The sequence below is a fragment of the Falsirhodobacter sp. 1013 genome, from assembly GCF_051195255.1.
Taxonomy (GTDB): Bacteria; Pseudomonadota; Alphaproteobacteria; order Rhodobacterales; family Rhodobacteraceae; genus Falsirhodobacter.
The window spans coordinates 106850-131863 of the sequence record NZ_JBNJLK010000007.1; the positions used below are offsets into that span (position 1 = coordinate 106850).

Sequence of the window (25014 nt, forward strand, 5' to 3'; positions counted from 1 at the left end):
CCCATCACTCCTTCGGCTTGAACATCTTGGCGCTGAGGCCAGCGACGAGACCCGCAGGCAGAACCTCGGCCGCGGCACCCTGCGCCTTGTTCAGAAGGCCAGGGGTGACCTGTACCTTGCCTGCCAACATCGCGTCGAAGCCGGTGCGGGCCACCTTGGCCGGATCGTCCTTCTTCATCTGCGCGACGGGGGTGTCCTGCATGCCCGCACGTTCGAAGAACTTCGTTTCCGTGGCGCCGGGCATCAGGCAGGTGATGGTCACGTCCGTGTCCTTCATCTCATCCGCCATGGCACCGCAGAGGGAGTTGAGGAAGGCCTTGGAGGCCGAGTAGATCGCCTGCCAGCTGCCCGGCATGTAGCCTACGATCGACCCGGTCACGAGAATCCGTCCCGCGTTCCGGGCGACCATGCGGCGGGCCAGCGGATGCAGCAGCCGCACCGTTCCCAGCACGTTGGTGTTGATGATCCGCTCGATCCCCGGAAGGTCCTGTTCCAGAACGCTGCCCACAAGGCCGGTTCCCGCGTTCAGGAACAGAAGGTCCACGTCGCGGCCGGCCAAGGCCGCCAGAACCGTGGCGCAGCCTTCGGAGGTGGCCAGATCTGCCTCCACCGTCTGGGCGGCAAGGCCGGTGGAATGGATCGCGGGCTCGTTCGCCACGATGACCAGATCGAAACCTTCCGCCTCGCACAGGCGGGCCAGTTCCAGACCGATACCGCTGGAGGCACCGGTGACAAGGGCCAGGGTCATGGGTTCAACACCACCTTGATGCAACCGTCCTTCTTGTCGCGGAAGGTCTTGTAAAGCTCCGGCCCGTCCTGAAGAGGGGCCTTGTGCGTGATGACGAAGGACGGATCGATGCGGCCTTCCTGGATGTGGTCCAGAAGGGTTGGCAGGTAGCGCTGCACCGGCGTCTGTGCCATGCGGAAGGTCAGGCCGCGGTTGATCGCCGATCCCATCGGGATCTTGTCCACGAAGCCGCCATAGACCCCGACGATCGACACGACCCCGAAGTTGCGGCAGCACATGATCGCCTGACGCAGCACGAAGGGCCGGTCGGTGCCCATGAAGGTGGCCATCTTGATCCGGTCCACCACCGCCGAGAAGCCGGACAGCGTGTCGGCCTCCGTGCCCACCGCGTCGATGCAGGCGTCGGCGCCGCGGCCTTCGGTGCGGGACATGATCTCGTCATAAACGTCGACGTGGCGGAAATCGAGCGTTTCGGCCCCGGCCGCGGCAGCCATGACTAGACGTTCCGGCACCGTGTCGATGGCGATCACGCGTTCGGCGCCCAGAAGGAAGGCCGAACGGATGGCCATCTGGCCCACAGGACCGCAGCCCCAGATCGCGATCGTCTCGCCGCCCTTGATGTCGCAGAAATCGGCGGCCATGTAGCCGGTCGGGAAGATGTCCGACAGGAACAGCGCCTGATCGTCCGTCAGGTTGTCGGGCACGTGTATGGGACCCGCATCCGCGAAGGGTACGCGCAGGTATTCGGCCTGACCGCCGGCATAGCCGCCCAGAAGGTGCGAGTATCCGAACAGGCCGGCAGGGGAATTGCCCCACATCGTCTTGGCCTTGTCGAAGTTGCGGTTGCTGCGCTCGCAGCCCGAGAAGTAGCCGCGCTTGCAGAAGAAGCATTCGCCGCAGGCGATGGTGAACGGCACGACCACGCGGTCGCCGACCTTCAGTTTCTTGTTGTCGCGGCCGACCTCGACCACCTCGCCCATGGATTCGTGACCGATCACGTCGCCATGCTCCATGCAGGGGATGACGCCGTCATAGATGTGAAGATCCGATCCGCAGATCGCGCAGGAGGACACCTTGATGATCGCGTCCCGTCCGTCCTCGATCTTGGGATCAGGAACGGTGTCGTAGCGCATGTCGCTTTTGCCATGCCAGGTCAGAGCTTTCATGGTGTCCACCTTTGGAAAAAGAAACGACCCGGCTACGGAAGGTAGCCGGATCGGAGTTACGGATCAGCTGTGCTTCGTATCCGTAAACGTCGTGCTGGCTTCCTTTGTGGCGGCTTCGGCCACGTGCTGCAGGCGTTCCGCCACGGTCTTGTCGCCGCCGGGCATCAGCCCTTCGTCCTTGGCCACATCGGTGGCCGCAGACAGACCGGCCTCGGCTGCGGATTTCGCGCGGTCCACCAGATCCGAGGCGACGTCCTTGGCCGTTTCGGTCAGGCGATCATGGCTCGGTCCCAGAAGGCGGTTTTCGGCCTGCGACTTCGGCAGCGCAGCACCCAGAACGGCGCCGGCCACAAGGGCAATCGCACCGAACAGCAGGGGCTGCTGCACCATCTGGTCACCCGCGCGCTGCGTCAGGTTCGACGCGCGATAACGGGCGTCGCGGTAGCCGCCATAAACGCTGTCGCGCGCGCCATGCAGCGCTTCGGACGCGGCGCTGGCATAGTGGCTGGCTCCTTCGCGAACCGTGCCGGCATAATGGCTGGCGCCATCGCGTACGGAGCCGGCGTAGTGGCTTGCGCCGTCACGCACCGTGCCAACATAGCCTTGGGCCTTCTGCGTCATCGACGGGCCGTCATCCTCGCCCACAACGCCGCTGTTCATCCCGTCATAAGGGCGCTGCGCATAGGCCGCATGCGGGTTGCGGCGCGTGACGCCGGTGGCGAGGCAGGCCAGACCGGCGGCCAGCAGACCGAAGGCCAGCGGGTTCGCGGTAACCTGGCGGCCGGCGGCTTCGAGCGTGCCACGGGCATCTTCGACGCCGATGTAGCGGGTCACATCGCTCATCACGCCCTGCATCGTGGCCTTGCCGCGCAGCGCGTCCAGCGTTTGTTCGACATTGGCCCGGTTTGCTTCGACTTCGGCTTCAAGGGCTTTGGGGGACTCGGTCATTTCAGTTGTTCCTTCACAAGACGGGCGTCACGGTTCACTTGCTCGATGCTGCGATCGGGCTTCAGGGCGCTGGCGGTCAGATCCTTGCGGCCGCGCAGCATCAGCATGGCGCCGACAACGAACAGCACGAAGCCGACGATCACGGCGGCCCAGCCCGGGCCGACCCAATGGGCCAGCGCGATGACCAGCGCCTGCAGCAGCACGATCGCGGCCAGAAGCAGGATGACACCGCCCGCGATGATCATCTCGGCCCCGTGGGCCATGCGGCGGCCGGCTTCGGCGATCTCGGCCTTCACCAGCCGGCTTTCGCTGCGGACAAGGTCCGACAGGTCCCGGATCAGGTCGGCGACCAGATCTGGAAGCGAGCGGTTGTCAACAGGAGGGCGTTCGTCAAAGGACGACATCGTCATCCTCCCGGGTGGGGGACACGTAGGGGGACGCAGGCGTGGTGGACGGCGTCACGGTCGAGGGGGTCGCGGACGACGCATAGGAGGCCGGGGTCGTCGTGGTCGTGTTCGTGGCCACCGGAAGCGAGGAGCCGGTGGAGGACGCCGACGGTGTGCTTGCGGTCAGAAGACGGCCAACGGCCAAGCCCGCCAGCAGGCAAGCGCCAATGAACACGGCCGGATTGCCGCGGGCGTAGCCGGACAGCGACTGGCCGATCTCGTTGACGGAACGGCCTTCGAGGCCGCGGCTCAGATCCTCGACCAGCTGGGCGCCATGTCCGATCAGGCCGGATGCCTGAAGCGAGTCATTGCCCGATTGTTGTTCGTCCGACGCGTGGCGCAGCGTTTCGGCCAGCGAGCGCAGCTCGGCGCTCAGCCCGTCCTTGCGACGCTCCAGTTCGCCGGTGACCGAATTCATCAGCGTGGGCGCGGCTTCGCTTTTCAGGCGCTGCGCTCCTTCCTGAAGGCGCGTGCGCGCATCGTCGTATTCGTTCTGCGCGCGGGCTTTCAGGGAATCCTTGGTCGAGGTGGAGGGATCGGTATAGGTCATGGTGCTCTCTCTTTCGATTGGTTGCCTGCAAGGGCGACCCGCGTTGCGATCTTGTTCGCGCAGGGTCGTCAGCGCCCTGTTGCGAAAAGAACCGCGTCTGCCCGGTTCATGCTCCGCCAATGACCGGAGACGGGGGAATGTTCCCTCGATCGGGCGATACGTGCCCGGAAAAGTTGATTTCGGGGGGTTGGAGGCCCGCAATCGGCCTGTAAGCGCCTGTACCGGGCGCAGGATCGCGCAGGGCAGCGGGGGGTCATATCAAAGGAGTGGGCTTCAGATCAGGTTGTAGTTCTGCTCCACCACCGCCTCCATCGACACGTGGCTGGAGGTGTGGCTGATATGCGGAAGGACCGAGATCTTTTCGGCCATGATGCGGCGGAAGTCGGCCATGTCGCGGGAACGGACCTTCACCAGATAATCGCAGCCCCCCGCGATCATGTAGCATTCCTCCACCTCCGGCACCGCGCGCACGGCATCGTTGAACTGCTGCAACGCCGCTTCCCGCGTGTCCGAAAGGCTGACCTCCACATAGGTGACATGGGTCAGGCCCAGCTTCAGGGGCGACAGGATCGCGCGGTAGCCGGTGATCAGGCCCGCCTCCTCCAGTTGCCGCAGGCGCAGGGCCACGGGGGTCTTCGACAGGCCCACGGCGCGGGCCAGTTCGGCGATAGGGATTCGGGCGTTCCGCACCAGTTGGGTCAGAATCTTCAGATCGGTGGCGTCCAGCTTGGCGGGCATTCCAGAAACCTGTGCGACTTTGGTCGGTTCGACCATGAACATGCCCCAGATTGGCGCCAACGTCCATCCGACCCCTGCTAATTTGCCTGGATCGCATAGGAGATGACGATGACGGACCTGTCCCTTTTTTCCACGGAAGCCAAGTTTCGCGATGAGGCGAGCCTGCTGGAGGAACTGGTGGCGGCATCCGGTCTGGACGAGGGTGCCCGTGCCGCCATCAGCCGCGAGGCGGCCGAACTGGTCCGCCGCATCCGCGACGAAGGCCGGCCCACGATGATGGAGCATTTCCTCGCTGAATACGGTCTTTCCACCCGCGAAGGGATTTCCCTGATGACGCTGGCCGAAGCGCTGCTTCGCGTGCCGGACGATGCGACGGCCGATGCCCTGATCACGGACAAGATCGCCGGGTCCGACTGGCGGGGCCATGCGGGGGCCTCGCCCTCCCGCGCGGTGAACGCGGCCACGCGGGCGCTGGCGCTGACGGGTGGCGTGCTGAAGGCTGGCCCGAAAAGCCCGGTTCGCCGTCTGGGCACACCTGTCATCCGCCGGTCCATGCGCCGCGCCATGAAGGAGATGGGCCGCCAGTTCGTGCTGGGTCAGACCATCGGCACCGCGCTGAACAATGCCCGCGCGCAGGAAGGAAAGGGCTACACCTACAGCTATGACATGCTGGGGGAGGCGGCGATGACCCGTGCGGACGCCGAACGCTATGACCGCGCCTATTCCAGCGCCATCGACAGCATCGCCAAGGCCTGCACCAAGGGCTCGGTCACGGCGAACCCCGGCATATCGATCAAGCTGTCCGCCCTGCACCCCCGGTACGAGGTGGCGCAGGAAGCCCGCGTCATGGCCGAACTGGTGCCCGTGGTGCTGCGGCTGGCGCGGCAGGCCAAGGCCGGCGGGATGGGCCTGAACATTGACGCCGAGGAACAGGACCGCCTTGTTCTGTCTCTGAAGGTGATCGAGGCGGTGCTGTCCGACCCTTCGTTGCAGGGATGGGACGGGTTCGGCGTCGTGGTGCAGGCCTATGGCAAGCGTGCGGGCCTTGTGATCGACTGGCTGTACGCCTTGGCGACGCGGCTGGACCGGCGGATCATGGTTCGGCTGGTAAAAGGCGCTTATTGGGACACCGAGGTGAAACGCGCGCAGGTGGAGGGGCATGCAGGCTTCCCGCTGTTCACCAGCAAGACCGGAACCGATGTCAGCTACATCGCGAACGCCCGCAAGCTGATCGGCTATGCCGACCGCATCTATCCGCAATTCGCGACGCACAACGCCCACACCGTGGCCGCCATCCGCGGGATGGTCGGCACCGTTCCGTTCGAATTCCAGCGCCTGCACGGCATGGGCGAACGGCTGCACGACATCGTGCTGACGGAAGGCAAAGGCCATTGCCGGATTTATGCCCCCGTGGGGGCCCATCGCGACCTGCTGGCCTATCTGGTGCGGCGCCTGCTGGAAAACGGCGCCAACTCCTCCTTCGTGCATCAGATCGTGGACGTGTCGGTGTCGCCGGCCGATGTCGCGCGCGATCCCTTCGCCGCCCTTGCGACCGCGAAGGCTCCGGCCACGCTGGTCGCCCCCGCAGACCTGTTCGGCGCCGACCGGCCCAACTCCTCCGGCTTCGACCTGAGCGATGAGGCCACGCTGGCATGGCTGGCCGGGGACCGCCTGACGACGCTGCCGGATGCGCTGCCGCAGACCGTCACCCCGCCCGAGGGGGACTGGGAAGATGTACTTGATCCCGCGACCGGCCGCGCCGTCGCCAAGGTCATGATGGCCAGCGCGGACACGGTGCAGCGGGCTGTGGCGGATGCGCGTGTGTGGGATGCGCCCGCCGCCGCCCGCGCCGAAACCTTGCGCCGCGCGGCGAACCTGTTCGAAGCGCATCACGCCCGCCTTTTGGGCATCCTTGGCTACGAGGCGGGAAAAACTCTGGGCGACGCCGTGGCCGAACTGCGCGAAGCGGTGGACTTCCTGCGCTATTACGCCGCCGAGGGGGAGGGGCGTTCGGACGCGCCACGGGGGATCATCACCGCGATCAGCCCGTGGAACTTTCCGCTGGCGATCTTCTCGGGTCAGGTGGCGGCGGCGCTGATGGCGGGGAACGCGGTTCTGGCCAAACCGGCCGAAGCCACCCCGTTGATCGCGGCCGAGGCTGTGAAGCTGCTGCACGAGGCCGGCGTTCCGAACACCGCACTGCAACTGCTGCCGGGGGCGGGCGCAACGGTGGGGGCGGCCCTGACATCAGACCCGCGCATCAAGGGGGTGGTCTTCACCGGCTCCACCACCACGGCGCGGTCCATCGCGAAGGTCATGGCGGAACATCTGGTGCCGGGCACGCCGCTGATCGCCGAAACCGGCGGGCTGAACGCGATGATCGTGGACGCGACGGCCTTGCCCGAACAGGCGGTGCGCGACATCGTCGCCTCCAGCTTCCGGTCGGCGGGGCAACGCTGTTCGGCCCTACGCTGCCTTTACGTGCAGGAAGACATCGCGCCCCACATGATCGAGATGATCCGCGGCGCCATGGACGAATTGCGGCTGGGCGATCCGCGTCAGCTGGACACTGATGTGGGCCCCGTCATCGACGCGAAGGCCCAGAAGGCGATCCGCGACTATGTCGCCGCGCATCACAACCGCAGGATCCACGCGTTGAACGCACCGCAAGAGGGGTTCTACGTGCCGCCGACCTTGCTGAAGGTGAACGGCATCGCGGATCTGGAGCATGAGGTCTTCGGCCCGGTCCTGCATCTGGCGACGTTCCGCGCGGGCCAGTTGGGACAGGTCATCAACGACATCAACGCGCGCGGCTTCGGTCTGACCTTCGGTCTGCACACCCGCATCGAAACCCGCGCGCAAGAGGTGGCGGAGGCCGTCCACGCCGGAAACCTGTACATCAACCGCAACCAGATTGGCGCGGTGGTGGGCAGCCAGCCCTTTGGCGGTGAAGGTCTTTCGGGCACGGGCCCCAAGGCAGGCGGGCCACACTACCTTACGCGTTTCTTCGCCCCCGCCACGGCCGATGCGCCGGGAACATGGTCGAAGGCCGAGGATGCGGCACGTCTGGAACGGCAGCTTGCGGCCTTTCCGTCCGACAAGCTGTCCGATCACCTGCTGCCCGGCCCGACCGGGGAGCTGAACCGCCTGAGCGCCCACACCCGCGCGCCCGTCCTCTGTCTGGGTCCAGGAGCCGAAACCGCAGCCCGCCAGGCGGAGGCCGTCCGTGCCCTTGGTGGCCACGCGATTACCGCCGAAGGCCATGTGGAGCCGGAGCATCTCGCCCGCTTGAACATCTCCTCCGTGCTCTGGTGGGGGGATGAGGCGTCGGGACACGCCTATGCTTCGGCGCTGGCCGCACGTGAGGGCCCGATCCTCCCGCTGATCACGGACCGGCCCGATTTCGCCCATGTCGCGCATGAACGGCACCTGTGCGTGGACACGACCGCAGCCGGAGGAAACGCAGCGCTTCTGGCCGCCTGACGGGCGGGAAGCCGACTGGGGCGTAAGTATTAATCACATAATCTATATTACAATGATTAAGGTTGTAAGCGTTAAGTAGACGTGTCGCCATCTGGCAAAGTTCACCTGTCGCCTCTCGTTGATTGCCTTGGAGGCGGCTTCGGATGGGACTTGTTGCGATGAGCATGGCGAGCTGATCCAGGTCGACGCCTCCGACCACCGCTGGTTCGAGGACCGCGCCGCACCCTGCACGCTGCGGGCAACGCTTTCCTTGCGGGCTTCATAGCGGATTACAAGGCCCGTTTCGCACGGCAGTATCCGTCAGGGTGATCGGATCGGTCGCCGCCGAAGACATCTGTACGGCCATCACCGCGTCGAGGGAGACGGCAAGGCAGACGATCACCGAACATGTTCCCCGGGGATTAAGATGTGAAAGCTATGGAAATTTTTCAAAGAATCAATCGAGGAAGGGCGCATTCCGTCGGGGAAGGTAAGCGGCTGGCATTTTCCTCGATCTTCAGGTAAGTTGCAGACAGGCGTGACGCCAATCCGGATTGCCCCGGATGGCGCGCCCGAGCCTCCGATAGGCTCCCCAGCCCGGATACGAGCAGGCCGGAAATCCGGCAAACCCGAAACCGGGTCCACCCACAGGAACAGAATTTGAAAAACGAAAACAACACCGGCTTTTCCGATCGACGCATGACGGCAGCCCGCGCGAAAGCGTCTCTCCTCGAGGCGTATCAGGCCGCCAGGACGGCCGCCGAGCCCACCCGCGCGGCGCGTGAAACGGAGCGCGCCGCCGTGGCCGAAGCACGGGACGCCCGCCGCGCCAAGCGCGATCAGGAAAAACGGGACGAACAGGCCCGTCTTGACGAGGAAGCCAACGCTCGGGCTGCGGCCGCTTCAGCGGCCGAAACCGCCGAGGCCGACGCCCGCGAGGCTGCGGACAAGGACCGCATCGCCCGCATCCTGAACGACGATGCGGCCCATAAGGCAAAGCGCGATCAGCGCTATGCCAACCGCAAGAACCGCCAAGGCTGAGCCGTTCTGGTCAGCGGCCGGATGCCATCAGGAGCATTGGGTCAGGTAATTCTGCTGGGCGGAGTTCATCATGCCGTCCAGCAAAGCCATCCCGAGCGGGTTGTCAGACACATCCGGCACCTGCCCCAAGGGCCCACGCTCGCGCAGGACCTTCATCAGCAGGTCGGGATGATATTGCCGAAGCATCGATCCGAAAACCAGGGAAAATGCCATGCCGTCCTGCTGGTCCAGCCCACCCATGGTGGACACGGTCGGCACGGACAGGCCGGAAATCCGCGCCACCTCGGCCGGATCCGCGTTCTGGTTGGCTTCCATGGCCGCCCCTATTCTTTCGATGTCATTGGCCGAACGGGTCGAAACCGCGCTCTCGACCTCTCGCAGGGCGTCGCACTGGGCACCCGAGAAGTCCATGGCCGTTCCGGCGGAAGGAAGCGTGGCAAACTGGGCCAGCGCGGGCAAGGCCGGCAGGACAGACACGCAAAGAACAGTGGCGGCAAGAATGCGGTGGCGCATCAAAACTCCTGTCAAGGTTCGGCAGCTTGAAGAACAGTTCCCTGCATGTGGGCGGAAAGCCAACCATGTGCAATCGTCCACCTTCGTGGACTTGAAGAAACGGCCATTCTCCGCTATCTAGACAGCTGGCTAGACAGGAGCAACTCATGTGGACCTTGCAAGACGCGAAGAACCAGTTCAGCGCGGTGGTGGACGCCGCTCTGTCGGGTCAGCCGCAAGAGGTGACACGTCGTGGCAAGCCTGCGGTGGTGGTGCTGTCCTCGCAGGATTACCACCGCCTCGTGGCCGATGCGCGGGACCAGCGGCCCAGCTTTGCCGACCATCTGCTGTCCTTCCCCACAGAGGATGTGCCCCGCGGGCAAGCCATGCCGCGTGATGTGACCTTTTGATGCTGATCCTCGACACGAACGTCATCTCGGCCGCGCGACGGCCCGAGCGGGCGCCCCTTGTCGCTGCCTGGCTTGCCAATAAGGCGGAGGACCAGCTTTTCCTGTCCAGCATCACCTTGGGAGAGATCGCACGCGGTATCCACCTTCAGGAACCCCGCAACCCCGCCTTCGCGCAGGATCTGCGGGTGTGGCTGGACCGGACCGTTGCCCTCTTCTCAGACCGCATCCTGCCCTTCGGGGCGGAGGACGCCCGCATCTGGGGTCGCCTTTCCGCCAAGATCGGCCATTCCGGTGCGGACCTGATGATCGCGGCCAGTGCGCTGGCCCATGATGCCACCGTGGTGACCGGCAACACCGACGACTTCGCCCCCACGGGCTGCCGGCTGGAAAACCCGTTTCTTGCCTGACCGCCACGGGCTTCGGGCGATGTGTCCTTCCCTTCCTGAAACAAAGGAACTTTCGCGACAGGTCCTCGTTGGGCCGCCGTAAATGAAAAGGGATACATCATGAAGATCATCACTGGTTCGATTCTGGCACTCACGCTCGGCGCCGCCGCCGTGTCCGCCCAGACCGCCGCCGTCGATCTTTCGGATGCGTCGAAACTCATCCGCGCCAGCGATCTGGAAGATGGCAACATCTACAGCGTCCAGGCCGGGATCGAGCAGTCGACCTTCGGCGGCACCACCTACACAACGATCGACACCGCCTGGGACGACGTCGGCGAGATCGAGGACATCATGCTGGACCAGAACGGCCAAGTCTTCGGCGTCATCGCGGAAATCGGCGGCTTCCTGGACGTCGGCAGCCGCGACGTGCTGCTGCCCATCAGCGAAGTGGCCGTGGTCCCGGAAGAGAATGGCAAATACTCCTTCCTGACCCGCTTCTCGCAGGAAGAGCTGAAAAGCATGCCGGCCATCAACTAAGCGCAAAAAGCGATCAGGACACATCATGCAACTGAACGGCAAAACCATCGCGCTGCTGATCTCCCCCAAGGGGACCGAGCAGATCGAGTTCACGGCGCCGCGCAAGGCGCTGGAAAAGGCGGGGGCCAAGGTCACGGTCATCAGCCAGTCCACCGACAAGGCGAAGGCCGTGAACGGCGATCTGGAACCCGCGGACAAGCATGACGTCGACATGGCCTTTGCCGAGGCCAATGCCGACAACTTCGACGGTCTCGTCATCCCGGGCGGAACCGTCGGGGCGGACACCCTGCGGGCCGACAAGGACGCCGTGGCCTTCGTGCGCCGCTTCATCGAGCAGGGCAAGCCCGTCGGCGCCATCTGCCACGGACCGTGGCTGCTGGTGGAGGCGGACGTGCTGCGCGGCCGCACCGTCACCTCCTACCCTTCGCTCCAGACGGACATCCGCAATGCCGGCGGCGTCTGGGTTGATCAGGAGGTCGTGGTGGACACCGGCCTCGTGACCAGCCGCACCCCGGACGACCTTGACGCCTTCTGCGCCAAGCTTGTGGAGGAGTTTGCCGAAGGCGTGCATGACGACCAGTCGCGCAGCGCCTGACGTTCGCCGACGACAACGGAAAGCGCTGCCCTTGGGCGGCGCTTTTTGCATGTCCAAGGGCCCTTTTCCCGCTAGATGAAACGGATCACCGGAAAGATCCCCATGCCTGTCCCTCCCTTCCGCCAAATCCTCGGGCGTCCCCTAGCCGAGGAGATTGCCGTCGCCATCACCTACAATGCCTCCACCCAGGCGGTGATGATGGCTACACCACAGGATCTGGAGGATTTCGCCTATGGTTTCTCCCTCACCGAAGGCATCGCGACGCGCGAGGAGATCATGGAGATCGAGCTGGCCGAGGTTCCGCGCGGCATCGACCTGCGCATCTGGCTGCGGCCGCAGGCCGGCCAGCGATTGGCCGAACGCCGCCGCATGATGACGGGCCCGGTGGGCTGCGGCTTGTGCGGGATCGATTCCCTTGAACAGGCGCTGCGGGATATGGCGCCGGTCACCCGTGACGTTCGGCTGACGCAGGCGGATCTGGAAACCGCCATCGGAACCATGCGGGACCACCAGCCGCTGCATGACGCGACGCGGGCGGCCCATGCCGCCGGCTTCTGGCAGCCCGGCCACGGATACCGGGCGGTGCGCGAGGATGTGGGTCGGCACAACGCCCTCGACAAGCTGGCCGGTGCGCTGGCGGGCGAAGGCAACGGCGCCGTGGTCATGACCAGCCGCGTGTCGGTGGATCTGGTGCAGAAGGTGGCGGCAATGAACGTGCCGGTCCTAATCGCGGTGTCGGCCCCCACGGCGCAGGCCGTCGAAATGGCGGACCGGCTGAACATCACGCTGGTTGGACTGGCGCGCAGCACCTCCTTCCAGTGCTTCACCCATCCCCATCGCCTCGCCTGACGGAACCGATCGCCTCCGGCCCAGTTTCCTGAAGGGTAGACGCAGCCATATCATGCAGGGGGCATTGATGAAGCGACCGCAACCAGCTGGTGACCGTACATGAGCCATTCCGAAACCGAACAGGATCCGACGACGCCCTTCTACGACCATCCCACGGGTGGATGGGGCTCCATCAAAAGCGTGGCGCGCCACATGGGGATGGACAAGCCTGCGGTCGGCGTCCTTGAAACCCTGATGAAGCAGAACAAGCCGAAGGGGCACATGTGCACCTCCTGCGCCTGGGCAAAGCCCGCCTCTCCCCATCTGGCGGAGTTCTGCGAGAACGGGGCCAAGGCCACGATCTGGGACCACACCCGCGAACGCTGCGGTCCCGACGTTCTGTCCCGATACACGGCGACCGAGCTGCGGATGTGGCGCGACTACGATCTGGAGATGCTGGGCCGCCTGACCCACCCCATGCGCTTCGACGCCTCGACCGACCGCTATGTGGAAACGACATGGGACGCCGCCTTCCAGGCCATCGGCGCGAAACTGCGGACTCTGGATCCGAAATCCACGGTCTTCTACGCCTCGGGGCGCGCCAGCCTCGAGACGTCCTATCTTTGGGCGCTGTTCGGGCGGCTTTACGGGCACAACAACCTGCCCGACAGTTCCAACATGTGCCACGAAACCACCAGCGTGGCGCTGAAACAGAAGATCGGCGCGCCGGTCGGCACCTGCATTCTGGACGATTTCGAACATTGCGACATGATCCTGTTCTTCGGCCAGAACACCGGATCGAACAGCCCGCGTTTCCTGCACCCCCTTCAGGAAGCCCGCAAGCGCGGCTGCAAGATCGTTACCTTCAACCCCATACGGGAACGGGGTCTGGTGGAATTCGCGAACCCGCAAAGCCCGGCCGAGATGTTGGGCGGCAAGACCACCAAGATATCTGACATCTACCTTCAGGTGAAACCGGGCGGCGACATCGCGGCCATCGCCGGCATGGTCAAGCACCTGCTGGCCCTGGACGAGGAGCGGGGCGAGGTTCTGGACCGCGCCTTCATCGCCCAGCACACCCACGACTTCGCGAATTTCGAAACCTGGGCCCGCAATCTCGGCTGGGACGAGATCGAGCACACTTCCGGCCTGACCCGCGCCGACCTGACCGAGGTGGCGGAGATGTACGCCCGGTCCCAGCGGGTGATCGGCGTCTATGGCATGGGCCTGACCCAGCACGTCCATGGTGCGGATTCCATCGGGATGCTGGTGAACCTTCTGCTGATGCGCGGCAATATCGGCCGTCTTGGGGCGGGTATCTGCCCTGTGCGCGGCCATTCCAACGTGCAGGGTCAGCGCACCGTCGGCGTGTCCGAAAAGCCGGAACTGGTGCCGCTGGACCGGCTGGCCGAGATCTTCGATTTCCAGCCGCCCCGTGACACCGGTGTCACCACGGTCGAGGCGGCGCAGGGCATCATCGACGGCGACATCAAGGCCTTCCTCAGCCTTGGCGGCAACTTCGCCCGCGCCATCCCCGATCAGGGCCGCACCGACGCCGCCTGGGCTGGGCTGGAACTGAACGTCCAGATCGCGACCCGGCTCAACCGCTCCCACACGCTGGTGGTGGACGGCGCTTGGCTGCTGCCCTGCCTTGTGCGAGGGGAGGAGGACATGCAAGCCTCCGGTCCGCAAGCCGTCACGATCGAGGATACGATGAGCCATATCCACGGCTCCATCGGTCGCCGGAAGCCGGCCTCCCCCCTGCTGCTGTCCGAACCGGCGATCGTCGCCGGGATCGCGAAGGCCACGCTGGACCCGAACCCGAACGTGCGGTGGGACGACTGGATCGGCAATTACGCCCTGATCCGCGACCTGATCGAGGAAACCTATCCCGACCAGTTCCGCGCCTTCAATGACCGGATGTTCGAACCCGGTGGCTTCTATCGTGGCAACACGGCCCGTGACCGGAACTGGAAGACGGAAAGCGGCAAGGCCGAGTTCACGACCCCGGTCGGCCCCAGTTCCTTGGGACAGGTGCCGGGCGGGGACGTGTATACCCTGGTCACCCTGCGGTCGAACGACCAGTTCAACACCACGATCTACGGCTATCGCGACCGCCTGCGCGGCCTTGATACCGACCGGATGATCGTGATGATGGCACCGGATGAAATCACCGCCGCGGGCTTCCGGGATGGGCAGGGCGTGACCCTCGTCTCCGCCCATCAGGATGGTACGACCCGCCGGCTGGAGGGGTTGCGCCTTATGGCCTATGACCTGCCGCAGGGTTGCGTCGGGGCCTATTACCCCGAAGCGAACGTTCTGGTGCCGCTGGATCTTTACGACACCGCATCCAAGACGCCCGCCTTCAAGGGCGTGCCCGTCCGGATCGAGGCCGCCTGAAACAGCGCTCCTCACAGGCGGAACCTGTGAGGAGCGTCTTCACCTTGCCCGGCCGGCCGTCATGCTCATCGCCAGGGTGCCGATCAGCCCGACCAGCGCGAAGACGTAGAAGCCCCACGGGTGCCCGATACCCATGGAGACCAGCGTTCCCCCGATCAGCGGACCCGCGATGGCGCCAAGCCGCCCGACGCCCGCCGACATGCCGATCGCCGTCGCCCGAACGCCCGCCGGATAATGCGCGGCCGTGTAGGCATAAACCAGCACCTGCGCCGAGAACACGAGGCAGCCGGTCAGGAACACTGCCGGATACAGCAGCGACACCGGCATCTTCCACGACAGGAAGGCCAGCAGCACGGCGCCCGCGGCGAACCATATCACGGCCGCACGCTTCAGGCCAATACGGTCCCCGACCTGTCCCGCCACCAGCAGCCCGCAAACGGCCCCGAGGTTGAGCAGCAGCAGCAGCCACAGCCCGCGTTCCAGCCCGTAATCCGCCGCCACCATCAGGGCGGGCAGCCAGCTGTTCAGCGCATAGACCAGCAGCAGGCCCATGAAGGACGTGATCCAGATCGCCACCGTCGTGCGCAGCATGTCGGGCGCGAACAGCGTCCGGATGGAGGCTTTGGGCGCCCCGACCACTGGCTCTGCCAGCACGATGCCGTGGGCGCGCGCAACGCCTTCTGCCTCGCTCCGGCGACCCTGTGCCAGAAGATAGGCCGGGCTTTCCGCCAGATGCCGCAGCATCAGCGGGACAAGGACGAACCCCGGAATGGCCCCGGCGATGAACATGCCGCGCCATCCGGTGATCGGCAGCAGCACCAGCGCCAGAAGGGCCGTGGCCACGGCGCCGACGTGATACCCCGTCATCACGGTGGTGGAGGCGCGACCCGCCTTGCCGCGCGAAAATTCCGTCACCATGGCGATGGCGGTGGGCAGGCAGCCGCCCAGACCCACACCGGCCAAGAAGCGGAACAGCGCCAGTTGATTCGGCGTCTGCGCCAGACCGCACAGGGCCGTCAGAAGCGAAAAGGCCGCGACGGCCCAGATCAGCGAATGGCGGCGGCCGAAGCGGTCCGTCGCGACGCCGATGGACAGCGCCCCAAGGGTCATGCCAACCAGACCGATGGTGGAGATGAACGTCGCCTCCCCCCCGGTCATGAACGGTGCGGCCGATCCGGTCATCGTGGGGATCAGCGCCCCCAAGACCACAAGGTCGAACCCGTCGAGGATCACGGCGATCCAGCAGAGGGTCACCACCCAGCTTGCCTTTGCGCCGTGATCGTGAGTGGCGGATGCCGGTGTCACGTGTCAGTCTCCTTCCCCTGTGGGTCAGGAAGAAAGGCCAGATGGCGTCATCCGGTCAGACCGTGCCGATGCGCGCCCTGCAAGCTTCCCTCTTTCCACCGCCCGACGCGATATGCGACCGAGGGCCCTCCCCGTTATGACGCATAGCGGAATACGGGACCGAAACGCAAAAGGAAGATGCGGAAAAGCGTCAGGGGAGGATCTTGCCGGGGTTCATGAGGTCCTGTGGGTCGATGGCCGCCTTCAGGGCCGCCATAAGACGCAGCGCGGCGGGCGCGTATTCGTCACGCAGATAAGGCGCCTTCCCAAGCCCGACGCCATGTTCACCCGTACAGGTTCCATCCACTGAAATCGCGCGGGCAACCATTTCGGCATTGATGCGCTTCACGGCGGCCATCTCCTCGGGCCGGTCCGGATCAATGGCGAAGGCGACGTGGAAGTTGCCATCTCCCACGTGCCCTAGGATCACGGCGGGTACCGGGCAGCCGGCCAGAAGCCCCCGCGCATGCCGGACGCTGTCGGTCAATTCCGACACGGGCACGCACACGTCGGATGTCCAGCCCACGGCCCCTTTGCGTTGCCCGACAACGGCATACCACGCGTTGTGACGTGCCTTCCACAAGCGCGCACGGTCTTCAGGATCCGTGGCAGCTTCAAACCCCAAGGCACCGAAATCGGCCACAATCTCCGCCACGACAGCGGCTTGTTCGGCCACCGACGCCTCCGTCCCGTGAAATTCGAACGCAAGGGTATCCGCGACCGGCAGAGACAGGTCGGCATGCTGGTTGACCGCCTCTATCAGGCCCCGGTCCATCAGCTCCATCCGGGCGACGGGGATGCCGAACTGCGTGACCATCGTCGCCGCCCCCACCGCACTTTCCACATCCGGAAAGCTGCACAGCGCCGCCGAAATCGCCTGCGGGATGCCGAACAACCGCAGCGTGATCTCCGTCACGATGCCCAGCGTTCCTTCCGCCCCTACGAACAGCCGGGTCAGGTCATAGCCCGCCGCCGACTTCCGCGCGCGGGAGGAGGTGCGGATCACCTCCCCGTCCGGCAGCACCACGGTCAGCGACAGCGTCACCTCCCGCATCGTGCCATAGCGCACGGCGTTCGTTCCCGAGGCGCGGGTGGACACCATCCCCCCGATGGAGGCATTGGCCCCCGGATCGATCGGGAAGAACAGTCCCTGATCGCGCAGGTGCAGGTTCAGCGCCTCTCGCGTGACGCCGGCCTGAACGGTGCAGTCCATGTCCTCCGTGCTGACGCGCAGCACCTGATCCATCTGCGAGAGGTCGACCGAAATCCCACCTCGCACCGCCGCCAAATGCCCTTCCAGCGAGGTGCCGGCCCCGTAGGGGATGACCGGAACGCCCGCCGCGGCGCAGTGGCGGACCACGAAGACCACGTCCTCGGTGCTGCGCACCATCACGACAGCGTCCGGCGCGGCGGTGGCGTGATGCGCCTCGCCCCGCCCATGCTGGTCCCGAACGGCCTGCGCGGTGGAAAACCGGGCGCCGAACTTGCCTTCAAGCGCGGAAAGAAGAGGTTGAAGTGCGGCGGTCATGTGCGTCCCCTTGGCCAAAGTCGCCTTGTCATAGCCTCGCCAAGACGCGATGCCCAGACTGGCGCCATCACCTCATGGCGAGGTGGATCGTCCGGGCGACCTCCAGATCCTCGGCCGTGTTCACGTTGAAGAACGGGTCGTGTGCCTGAACGGGAAAGTCCACCAGCCGCGCGCCATGGTCCAAGGCCCAACGGCCCACCGCACGCTCCCCCCGCCGCAGCGCCGCCCGCAGATCGTCCCGCAGGTCCACACGCCACAGCCCGACGACCGGATGCCGCACCCCGTTGCTGGAGGCGAGGGCGATGGCCCCGTCGCCCTGCAGACGGGCATAGAGGTCGGGCGGCAGGAACGGCGTGTCGCCGGCCACCGTCAGCACTCGGTCCGCACCGAGGCTGGCCGCATGGTCCATGCCCACCAGAAGACCCGCCAAGGGTCCGGGATGGTCCGGTTCGCTGTCCGGCAGGACTGGCAGACCCAGATCGGCGAAACGCGCCGGATCCCCGTTCGCGGACAGGGCCATCCGCCCGCATTGGGGGCGCAGGCGGCGCAGGACTTCCGCGATGATCGTCGTGCCGCCAAGGTCCAGCCGGCACTTGTCGCCCCCGCCCATCCGCTGCGCGCGCCCCCCGGCCAGGATGACGGCAACCGGTTCCATCGCTATTCGGCCGCCATGTCGGCGACGCGGAAGCGGGCGGTGACGGGATCTCCGATGTATCGTGCGGACAATTCGGCCGCGTTTGCCACAAGATTCGCCACCGCCGCGATGATGCGATCGGCCTGCACGTCGCTGTGCAGCCAAGACAGGTTCAGCCGCACCCAGCCGGGCTTGGCCAGTTCCTCGCCCGCTTGCAGACGCGCGAACAGCGCCTCGGACGCCGTGTCGTCGATGCCCATCAGGCGATGCGCGTAAGGTCCGGCGCAGGCGCAACCGCCCCGCGCCTGAATCCCGGTCATGTCCGACAGCATGCGCGTGAACAGTTGGTGGTGCACATACCCGCCCCCCCCTTCGCGAATGCGGAAGGAAAAGATCGGCAAAGCTGGCGCGCGCCTGCCCAGAACCTCCATCTGCGGAACGGCGTCCCAGACGCGCAGGGCGCGGGCGCGCAGCTCCTGTTCGCGATGGTGAATGCGGTCCGTTCCCACGGCGTCCTTCACCAGCATCACCAGCGCCGCCCGGATGTCGCCCACGACGTTGGGCGTGCCCGCTTCCTCGCGCGCGGTCACCCGGGCGCTGTAGGCGTGGCTGCGGGGCGAGACGAAGGACACCGACCCGCCGCCGGGCTGCGTCGGCGTCGCCCGTTGCACCACCGTGTCCCGCAGAACCAGCACGCCCGATGCCCCCGGTCCGCCGGCGAACTTGTGCGCGGAAAAGACGATGGCGTCCTTTCCCTGCATGGACATCGGCAGATAGGGGCCGCCCCCCGCGTAGTCCCAGATTGCCAGCGCCCCCGCGGCTTTCAACGCCGCCGTCACCGCCTCGGTGTCCGTCAGGATCCCTGTCACGTTCGACGCGGCCGAGAATGTGCCGATCACCAGATCCGCCCCGTCCGCCGCCTTCAGCGCGCGGGACAGGTCGTCCATGTTGACGCCGCCGGTTTCCGCCTCCGCCACCTCCACCATCTCGGCGCCGGTTTCCCGCCAAGGCAGGATGTTCGAATGATGCTCGTAAGGGCCGCAGATCACCACGACCCGCTCGCCCGCACGCACGCGTTCGGACACCCGCAGCAGGTTCACGATCCGGTTGATCCCCGATGTCGCGCCCGAACCGGTAAAGACCACGTGGCACCCGTCACCCGCATCGACCAGACGGGCGATCGCCGCCCGCCCTTCCTCGCGCATGCGGGTCATCGTCATGCCGCAAAAGCTCGCCTCGGTGTGACTGTTGGCATAGAAGGGCAGCACCTGCTCGGCCACGAATGCCTCCACCTGCCGCAGCGCCCGGCCTGAGGCAACGTAATCGGCATAAAGGAGCCGCTGCGTGCCGAAGGGTGTCTCGAACGGGACGCCGTCCCCGATGAGGCCTTGGCGCAGGTGGTCCAGAATGTCGTCGCGCCTCAGGCTGTCGCGGAAGTCGGTCAGTGCGGTCATGCGAGGTCCCCTTTTTTCAAGAAGTACACCGCCTGCCGCAGGAATTTTTCCCATAGTTCGGCATGTTCGCTGGCCAAACAAGATTTATGATCGATCGATCGCCAGTTTCATCGATCATCTACACATCCACCGGCCGCCCTTCCGCGATTGCCTCCATCGAGAAGTAGGAGGTGACCGCATCCAGCTCCAGCGTCGCGATCAGCCGCTGGTAGACATGGTCGTACCCTTTCATGTCCGGGGCCACGATCTTCAGCATGTAGTCGTAGTCGCCCCCGATCCGGTGGAAGTCGACCACGTTCGGAATGGACAGGACATGGGTCCGGAACCGTTTCAGCCAGTCGGCCGAGTGGTTGCGTGTGCGGATCATCGCGAACACGACCAGCCCCTGCCCCAACGCCTCCCGGTCGACGCGGATGGTCTGGCCGGTGATGATGCCCCGCTCCTCCAGATTGCGGATGCGGCGCCAGCAGGCGTTCTGCGACAGGCCGACCTTTTCTGCCAGATCGCGCTGCGTCTGGCGGGCGTCGCGCTGCAACTCGGCCAGGATGCGCGCGTCGATGCGGTCCAAGGCCTCCTTCATGTCGGGGTGGCATGGCCGAGGACGTGCATCAGGCGGTTGGCCCAGCCGAAGATTGCGATGGAATGGATCAGATCCACGATTTCCGCCTCCTCCAGCCCGGCATCGCGCAGGGCCTGAACATCCTCGGGCATGGCGGTGCTGGGGGTGACCGACAGGCGGCGGGCGAAGGCGTAGATGGCCGCGTCGCGGGGCGACAGATCCTCCGGCCGGTCCAGATAGACGGCGGACACCACGGCATCGCTTTGCGTCAGCTGCGCGTGCTGGCGGGCGTGGACGACCGCGCAATACCGGCACCCGTTCACCACCGAGGCGCCGAGTGCCCCAAGTTCCCGATCCGAGCGGGGCAACCCGCCTTCGGCATACATGATCGCGTTGAACAGGACGGTGCGCGCGACATAGCTTTCAGGATCGTGTGCCAGCGTCCGCACATAGGGCGACACCTTCTTGGCCGAAGGGGTGACCTTCATCGCCTCCAACTGCTCCGCCGTAGCGTCGGCCAGTTCCACCGGCGCCACATGCGGATGCCAAACCAGCGGCTTCAGCTTGATCTGCGGTGTCATGCCGCCCCCATCAGACGCAGGCCCGCGACCACACGCACCTGAAAATTCACATAGGCGATCAGTTCGGACAAGGCGACGATCTGCGGGGCCGACAGGCCCGCCGCCTCCAGCTTCCGGATGTGGTCGGCGGTCGCGGCGGTTGGGTTCGCCGTGACCATGTCCACGTGGCGGGCGATGGTGGCCAAAGGTTCAGGAAGGTCGGTCGCTCCTGTCGCAACAGCGGAAAGTTCTTCCTTGACAACGTATTGCGTCGCGATCTTCTCATCCTTGTTCAGGAGGGCCATGCGGTGCGCCAAGGCGGCGCGCAGGTTCGCGCCAAGCCCCAGATCTTCCGCCGGCGTCAGAACAGATGCGCGACAAGCCTCTGCCCCGGCAACGAATTCGGGCCGCTGCCGGCGAAGGGCGTGCCGCGAGTCCGTGTCGGCCAGTCCGGCCGCCTGATCGATGGCGTCTGTCATATGCGTGCCTTTCTGATCTCGATCAACGTCGGGTCGGCCAAGGGCCGCAGCCCGACGCGAGGATGGTTTGCGCTGGCCCCCTGGCTCAGGGCGGAACTGCCGGCATCCGAGGTCAGAACGTTCGGATTACCCCCAAGATCCACCCGCCGCCCAAGTGCGTCCGTCACCGGATCGAACCATCCGCCGGTCGGCAGCACCAGCGTGCCGCGCCGGACGGATGGATCGGCCGCGACTGCGACCAGCGTCACGCCCCGCGCGTTGAACACCTCGGCCACGTCGCCCGTGTCGAGTTCCAGCGGCGAGAGATCGTCCGGATGGGCGCGCAGCACCTCGAACCCCTGAACCCGCGCCTCCCGTGCCAGGCGGCCTGCGTCCAGCTGGCTGTGCAGGCGCGTTTCGGGCTGGGGGGACAGAAGGTGGAAGGGCAACGGCTCCTCCCTCTCATCCGGGTCCAGCCATGTCGGGTGCGGGGGGCAGTCAGGCAGGGCGAAGCCCGCGATCCGTTCCGAAAAAAGTTCGATCCGGCCGGAAGGCGTGGACAGGGGCTTCCCTGCCAGCAGCGGGGCAAAGGGCACCAGCGGCTTCGGCGCTGGCTTGCCCGCATCCAGGCAGGCGAAGCCCTTCTGCCGGAAGCGGTCCCAGTCTGGAAGCTCCGCATGCGCGGTCCGGTAAAGCTCATAAAGATGCGCGAGCCACCCCGCCTCATCCAAGCCCCCGCGAAAGGCGGTTTCCAGACCAAGATGGGCGGCGATGCGGGCCAGAACCTCGTGATCCGTCGGCACCCCGTCGCGCGGCTCCAGCACGGCGGGGCTGTAGGCCAGCCACCGGTCACGGGACGAACCGGCGATGTCGGTCCGTTCGAACGGCATGGCCGAGGGGAACATCAGATCGGCATGCCGCGCGGTGGCCGTCCAGACGTTTTCGTGCACGATCACCGTTTCGGGCCGCTTCCATGCGCGTTCCAGCCGGAACAGGTCCTGATGGTGGTGGTAAGGATTCCCGCCCGCCCACCAGACCAGCCGGATGTCGGGCAGGTCCAGCACCTTTCCGTCATAAGGCAAGGTGCCGCCCGGACGCTCCAGCAACTCGGTGATCCGCGCCACGGGGATGTAGTCGGTCACGGGGTTCAGACCCATCGGCAGGGACGGTCCGCGCAACCCCCGCACCGGCTGCCCGACCGAGGCGACGGCCGACAAGCCAAGTGCCAGTCCCTGCCCCGGTTGCCCAAGACCGCCCGCCATGGCCGCCAATGCGACGGCCGCCCAATAGGGTTGCTCGCCAAAGCGCGCGCGTTGCAGCGACCATGACAGGTTCAGAAGGCTTCGTTCCCCTGCCAGCCGCCGCGCCAACGTCCGCAGATCGTCGGCCGACACGCCGGTGATGGGCGCGGCCCAGTCGGCGGATTTCGCGATCCCGTCCTCGCGACCAAGAACATGGTCGGCGAAGCGGTCCGCGCCGGTCGTGAAGTTCTGAAGGAACGCGGCGTCCGCAAGACTTTCGACCAGCATCGTGTGGCACATGGCCAGCATGGCGGCGGTGTCGCTTCCCGGCCGGATCGGGATGTGGGTCCCCTGTACCGCGTCCCGCGCGTCGGGGGACAAGGTGATGACCTCGCCTCCCGCCTCGCGGAACGTGTCCAGCCAGTCGCCGACGCGGTGGGCGCCGGTCGATCCGGCCTCCACCTGCGCGTTGGCCAGACGCATGCCGCCGAAGGCCACAATCAGGCGGCAATGCCCCACGATCTGGTCCCAGCCGGGGGACAGCGCGCCCACCTCGGCATGTTCGGCGCCGACGACGTGAGGCAGGATGACCTTTGCCGTGCCATAGCTGTAGGTGTTCACGGCAAAGGTGAAGCCGCCCGCCAGGTTCAGGAAGCGCTTCAACTGGCTTTGCGGATGGTGGAACCGCCCCGCGCTGCCCCAGCCATAGGACCCGCCGAAGATCGCGCGGTTGCCGTGTTCGGTCCGCACGCGGTCCAACTCGCGTGCGGCCAGCGCCGTCGCCTCGTCCAGCGACAGTTCGACGAAGGTATCCTCGCCCCGCGCGGCGCCGCCGTCACCGGCCAGCCAGCCCTTGCGGGCCATCGGCACCAGCACACGCGACGGATCGCGTGCAAGGTCCAGATGCGTCATCCCCACGGGCGACGGGGCGGGATCGTGGCGGAAGGGCTTCAGGGTGGGGCCCGGCCCCACCTCGAAGAACCCGAAATGCGAGGCGAAGATCTGCATCAGCCGGCGGGCTTCATGTCGAAGGCGCGCACCCAGTCATCCCCGCGCGGGGTGTAATCCACCTTGTTGGACACGCCATAGGTCGCGGGTTGCGCGTACATGAAGACGACGGGCGCCTCCTCGCACATGATGCGGGCGGCGTCGGCATAGGCGGCCTTGCGGGCGTCCGGGTCGGTGGTGGCGTTGCCCGCCTCCAGCGCCGCGCCGAAGTTCGCGTCGTTCCAGTAGGCGTACTGGTCGCCCGGCTTGAACAGCGTCAGCAGCCCGTCGGCGTCGATCGTGGGCCAGGCCTGACCCAGCAGCGACATCTGCCCCAGATCATGCGCCTTGCGATACTTGTCCATGTAGGCGCCGAATTCCATCGCGCGGTATTCAGTCTGCACGCCCACATCGGCGAACATCTGGGCCACGGCCTGCGCCACCTCCTCGCCCTGCAGGTAGGTCGCGGTCGGAACCTCGAACTCCAGCGGGCGGGACAGGTCCACGCCGGACTCCTTGATCATCTCCTCGGCCTTTTCAGGGTCGTAGACATACGGCTTCAGGTCGGGGTTGTAGCCGAAATAGGCGGGCGTCATGACCTGGCAGTTCGACACCTCGGCCTCGCCGCCGAACAGGACGTCCACGATGGCGTCCTTGTCCACGGCGTAGTTCAGCGCCTGACGGAACATCTTGTTGTCCATCGGCGGCTTTTCGGTGTTGAACTTGATGAAGACCGACCGCGTGGACGGCACGGCGCCCCCCTTGGCCACGCCGCTGGCGCTGATGCGCGGCAGTTCCGAGGGCGGGATCTTGTTGATGTAGTCGACCTCGCCCGCCACCAGCGCCGCGATGGCCGAGGACGTCTCGGGGATCGTGCGGAAGGTCACATGCTCGAAGGCCGGCGCCTCGCCGAAGAAGTCGGGATTGCGCGTCATGGTGATGCTGTCCCCGGGCGTCACCCGATCGATGACATAGGGCCCGCCCGACATGGTTTCGGACGCGGGATCATGGCTGGCGGCCCATTCCGGCGGCAGCAGCATGAACATCGACAGCTGCGCCGGCAGCGCAGGATAGGGGCTGGAGGTCTTGATCTCCACCTCGGTTGGCGAGATCGCGGTCGCCCCCGTCACCGGCGTGAACCACGAGGAGATGCGCGTCGGGTTGTCCTTGTTCGTGACGCGGGCGATGTTCCACGCCACGGTGTTGGCGTTGATCGGTTCCCCGTTCTCGAACTTGGCCCCTTCCACCAGCTTGAAGCGCCAGGTCAGGTCGTCCACGGCCTCCCACGCGGTCGCGAGGGAGGGGTGCAGTTCCATGTCCGGTCCGCGCAGGATCAGCGAAGGGTAGACGTGGCTGAGAACCGACAGGTCCAGCCCCACCGATGCGCTTTGATGCGGGTCCAGGGTGTTGACGGCGTTGGTCAGCGCCAGCGTCACGTCCTGCGCGGCGGCGGCGGATCCCAGAAGGGCGGCAAGAACGGCGGTGTATCCAAGATGTCGCAT

At 66.0% G+C, this 25014-nt stretch carries 24 protein-coding genes; 8 read left to right on the forward strand and 16 right to left on the reverse strand.

Annotation, left to right across the window (positions count from 1 at the left end; genetic code table 11):
- Nucleotides 1-4 precede the first annotated feature (4 nt).
- From ACSHZY_RS11695 to ACSHZY_RS11720, 6 genes are all read right to left on the reverse strand, one after another.
- Nucleotides 5-748 carry an SDR family NAD(P)-dependent oxidoreductase gene (locus ACSHZY_RS11695; RefSeq protein ID WP_435169301.1) on the reverse strand — a complete coding sequence of 248 codons (744 nt, stop codon included), beginning with the start codon at nt 746-748 and terminating at the stop codon, nt 5-7.
- Nucleotides 745-1914, reverse strand: coding sequence for a zinc-dependent alcohol dehydrogenase (locus ACSHZY_RS11700; RefSeq protein ID WP_435169303.1), 1170 nt, complete (start codon nt 1912-1914; stop codon nt 745-747). The genes ACSHZY_RS11695 and ACSHZY_RS11700 overlap by 4 nt, the downstream gene beginning before the upstream one ends.
- Nucleotides 1915-1977: 63 nt before the next feature.
- The gene (locus ACSHZY_RS11705) at nt 1978-2862 is read right to left on the reverse strand and encodes a hypothetical protein (protein ID WP_435169305.1); all 885 of its coding nucleotides are present in this window, start codon (nt 2860-2862) and stop codon (nt 1978-1980) included.
- Complete coding sequence (locus tag ACSHZY_RS11710; RefSeq protein WP_435169306.1) at nt 2859-3266, reverse strand: phage holin family protein; 408 nt, start codon at nt 3264-3266, stop codon at nt 2859-2861. Before ACSHZY_RS11710 ends, ACSHZY_RS11705 begins: the two co-directional genes overlap by 4 nt.
- Nucleotides 3253-3858 carry a hypothetical protein gene (locus tag ACSHZY_RS11715; protein WP_435169308.1) on the reverse strand — a complete coding sequence of 202 codons (606 nt, stop codon included), beginning with the start codon at nt 3856-3858 and terminating at the stop codon, nt 3253-3255. Before ACSHZY_RS11715 ends, ACSHZY_RS11710 begins: the two co-directional genes overlap by 14 nt.
- Before the next feature lie 273 nt (nt 3859-4131).
- Entirely contained in the window at nt 4132-4596 is a 465-nt protein-coding gene (locus ACSHZY_RS11720; RefSeq protein ID WP_435169309.1) for an Lrp/AsnC family transcriptional regulator, read from the reverse strand.
- Between the two features lie 102 nt (nt 4597-4698).
- Between ACSHZY_RS11720 and putA the strand changes: the two genes are divergently transcribed.
- Complete coding sequence (gene putA, locus ACSHZY_RS11725) at nt 4699-8079, forward strand: bifunctional proline dehydrogenase/L-glutamate gamma-semialdehyde dehydrogenase PutA (protein WP_435169311.1); 3381 nt, start codon at nt 4699-4701, stop codon at nt 8077-8079.
- 639 nt (nt 8080-8718) lie between these two features.
- Nucleotides 8719-9099, forward strand: a complete 381-nt coding sequence (locus tag ACSHZY_RS11730; protein WP_435169312.1) for a DUF6481 family protein — start codon at nt 8719-8721, stop codon at nt 9097-9099.
- 27 nt (nt 9100-9126) lie between these two features.
- Here the strand turns inward: ACSHZY_RS11730 and ACSHZY_RS11735 are convergent, their stop codons facing one another.
- Nucleotides 9127-9612 (reverse strand): hypothetical protein, encoded by a 486-nt coding sequence (locus ACSHZY_RS11735; RefSeq protein ID WP_435169314.1) that lies wholly within the window; start codon nt 9610-9612, stop codon nt 9127-9129.
- A 146-nt stretch (nt 9613-9758) separates the two neighbouring features.
- Here ACSHZY_RS11735 and ACSHZY_RS11740 point away from each other — a divergent pair, with 146 nt between their 5' ends.
- The 6 genes from ACSHZY_RS11740 to ACSHZY_RS11765 all read left to right on the forward strand — a co-directional run bounded on the left by ACSHZY_RS11740 (nt 9759) and on the right by ACSHZY_RS11765 (nt 14747).
- Entirely contained in the window at nt 9759-10001 is a 243-nt protein-coding gene (locus ACSHZY_RS11740) for a type II toxin-antitoxin system Phd/YefM family antitoxin (protein WP_435169316.1), read from the forward strand.
- Nucleotides 10001-10408 carry a type II toxin-antitoxin system VapC family toxin gene (locus tag ACSHZY_RS11745; RefSeq protein WP_435169317.1) on the forward strand — a complete coding sequence of 136 codons (408 nt, stop codon included), beginning with the start codon at nt 10001-10003 and terminating at the stop codon, nt 10406-10408. Before ACSHZY_RS11740 ends, ACSHZY_RS11745 begins: the two co-directional genes overlap by 1 nt.
- 99 nt (nt 10409-10507) lie before the next feature.
- Nucleotides 10508-10924, forward strand: a complete 417-nt coding sequence (locus ACSHZY_RS11750) for a PRC-barrel domain-containing protein (protein WP_435169319.1) — start codon at nt 10508-10510, stop codon at nt 10922-10924.
- 25 nt (nt 10925-10949) lie between these two features.
- Entirely contained in the window at nt 10950-11519 is a 570-nt protein-coding gene (locus tag ACSHZY_RS11755; RefSeq protein ID WP_435169320.1) for a type 1 glutamine amidotransferase domain-containing protein, read from the forward strand.
- Nucleotides 11520-11594: 75 nt separating this feature from the next.
- A complete protein-coding gene (fdhD, locus tag ACSHZY_RS11760; protein ID WP_435169322.1) occupies nt 11595-12368 on the forward strand; it encodes a formate dehydrogenase accessory sulfurtransferase FdhD in 774 nt (257 codons plus the stop codon).
- 99 nt (nt 12369-12467) lie between these two features.
- Nucleotides 12468-14747: an FdhF/YdeP family oxidoreductase gene (locus ACSHZY_RS11765; RefSeq protein ID WP_435169324.1), complete on the forward strand. Its 2280-nt coding sequence runs from the start codon at nt 12468-12470 to the stop codon at nt 14745-14747.
- A gap of 39 nt (nt 14748-14786) precedes the next feature.
- Here the strand turns inward: ACSHZY_RS11765 and ACSHZY_RS11770 are convergent, their stop codons facing one another.
- The 9 genes from ACSHZY_RS11770 to ACSHZY_RS11810 form a co-directional block, all read right to left on the reverse strand.
- A complete protein-coding gene (locus ACSHZY_RS11770) occupies nt 14787-16052 on the reverse strand; it encodes an MFS transporter (RefSeq protein WP_435169326.1) in 1266 nt (421 codons plus the stop codon).
- A 190-nt stretch (nt 16053-16242) separates the two neighbouring features.
- The gene (locus ACSHZY_RS11775; RefSeq protein WP_435169328.1) at nt 16243-17619 is read right to left on the reverse strand and encodes an FAD-binding oxidoreductase; all 1377 of its coding nucleotides are present in this window, start codon (nt 17617-17619) and stop codon (nt 16243-16245) included.
- Nucleotides 17620-17686: 67 nt separating this feature from the next.
- The gene (gene mobA, locus ACSHZY_RS11780; RefSeq protein ID WP_435169330.1) at nt 17687-18274 is read right to left on the reverse strand and encodes a molybdenum cofactor guanylyltransferase MobA; all 588 of its coding nucleotides are present in this window, start codon (nt 18272-18274) and stop codon (nt 17687-17689) included.
- 2 nt (nt 18275-18276) lie between these two features.
- Nucleotides 18277-19707, reverse strand: a complete 1431-nt coding sequence (locus ACSHZY_RS11785; RefSeq protein WP_435169332.1) for an aminotransferase class V-fold PLP-dependent enzyme — start codon at nt 19705-19707, stop codon at nt 18277-18279.
- A 118-nt stretch (nt 19708-19825) separates the two neighbouring features.
- A complete protein-coding gene (locus tag ACSHZY_RS11790) occupies nt 19826-20287 on the reverse strand; it encodes an Lrp/AsnC family transcriptional regulator (protein ID WP_435169334.1) in 462 nt (153 codons plus the stop codon).
- Nucleotides 20284-20847, reverse strand: coding sequence for a peroxidase-related enzyme (locus ACSHZY_RS11795; RefSeq protein ID WP_435169336.1), 564 nt, complete (start codon nt 20845-20847; stop codon nt 20284-20286). The genes ACSHZY_RS11790 and ACSHZY_RS11795 overlap by 4 nt, the downstream gene beginning before the upstream one ends.
- Nucleotides 20844-21305 (reverse strand): CMD domain-containing protein, encoded by a 462-nt coding sequence (locus ACSHZY_RS11800; protein WP_435169338.1) that lies wholly within the window; start codon nt 21303-21305, stop codon nt 20844-20846. Before ACSHZY_RS11800 ends, ACSHZY_RS11795 begins: the two co-directional genes overlap by 4 nt.
- Nucleotides 21302-23533, reverse strand: coding sequence for a molybdopterin-dependent oxidoreductase (locus ACSHZY_RS11805; RefSeq protein WP_435169340.1), 2232 nt, complete (start codon nt 23531-23533; stop codon nt 21302-21304). The genes ACSHZY_RS11800 and ACSHZY_RS11805 overlap by 4 nt, the downstream gene beginning before the upstream one ends.
- Entirely contained in the window at nt 23533-25014 is a 1482-nt protein-coding gene (locus ACSHZY_RS11810) for an ABC transporter substrate-binding protein (RefSeq protein ID WP_435169342.1), read from the reverse strand. Before ACSHZY_RS11810 ends, ACSHZY_RS11805 begins: the two co-directional genes overlap by 1 nt.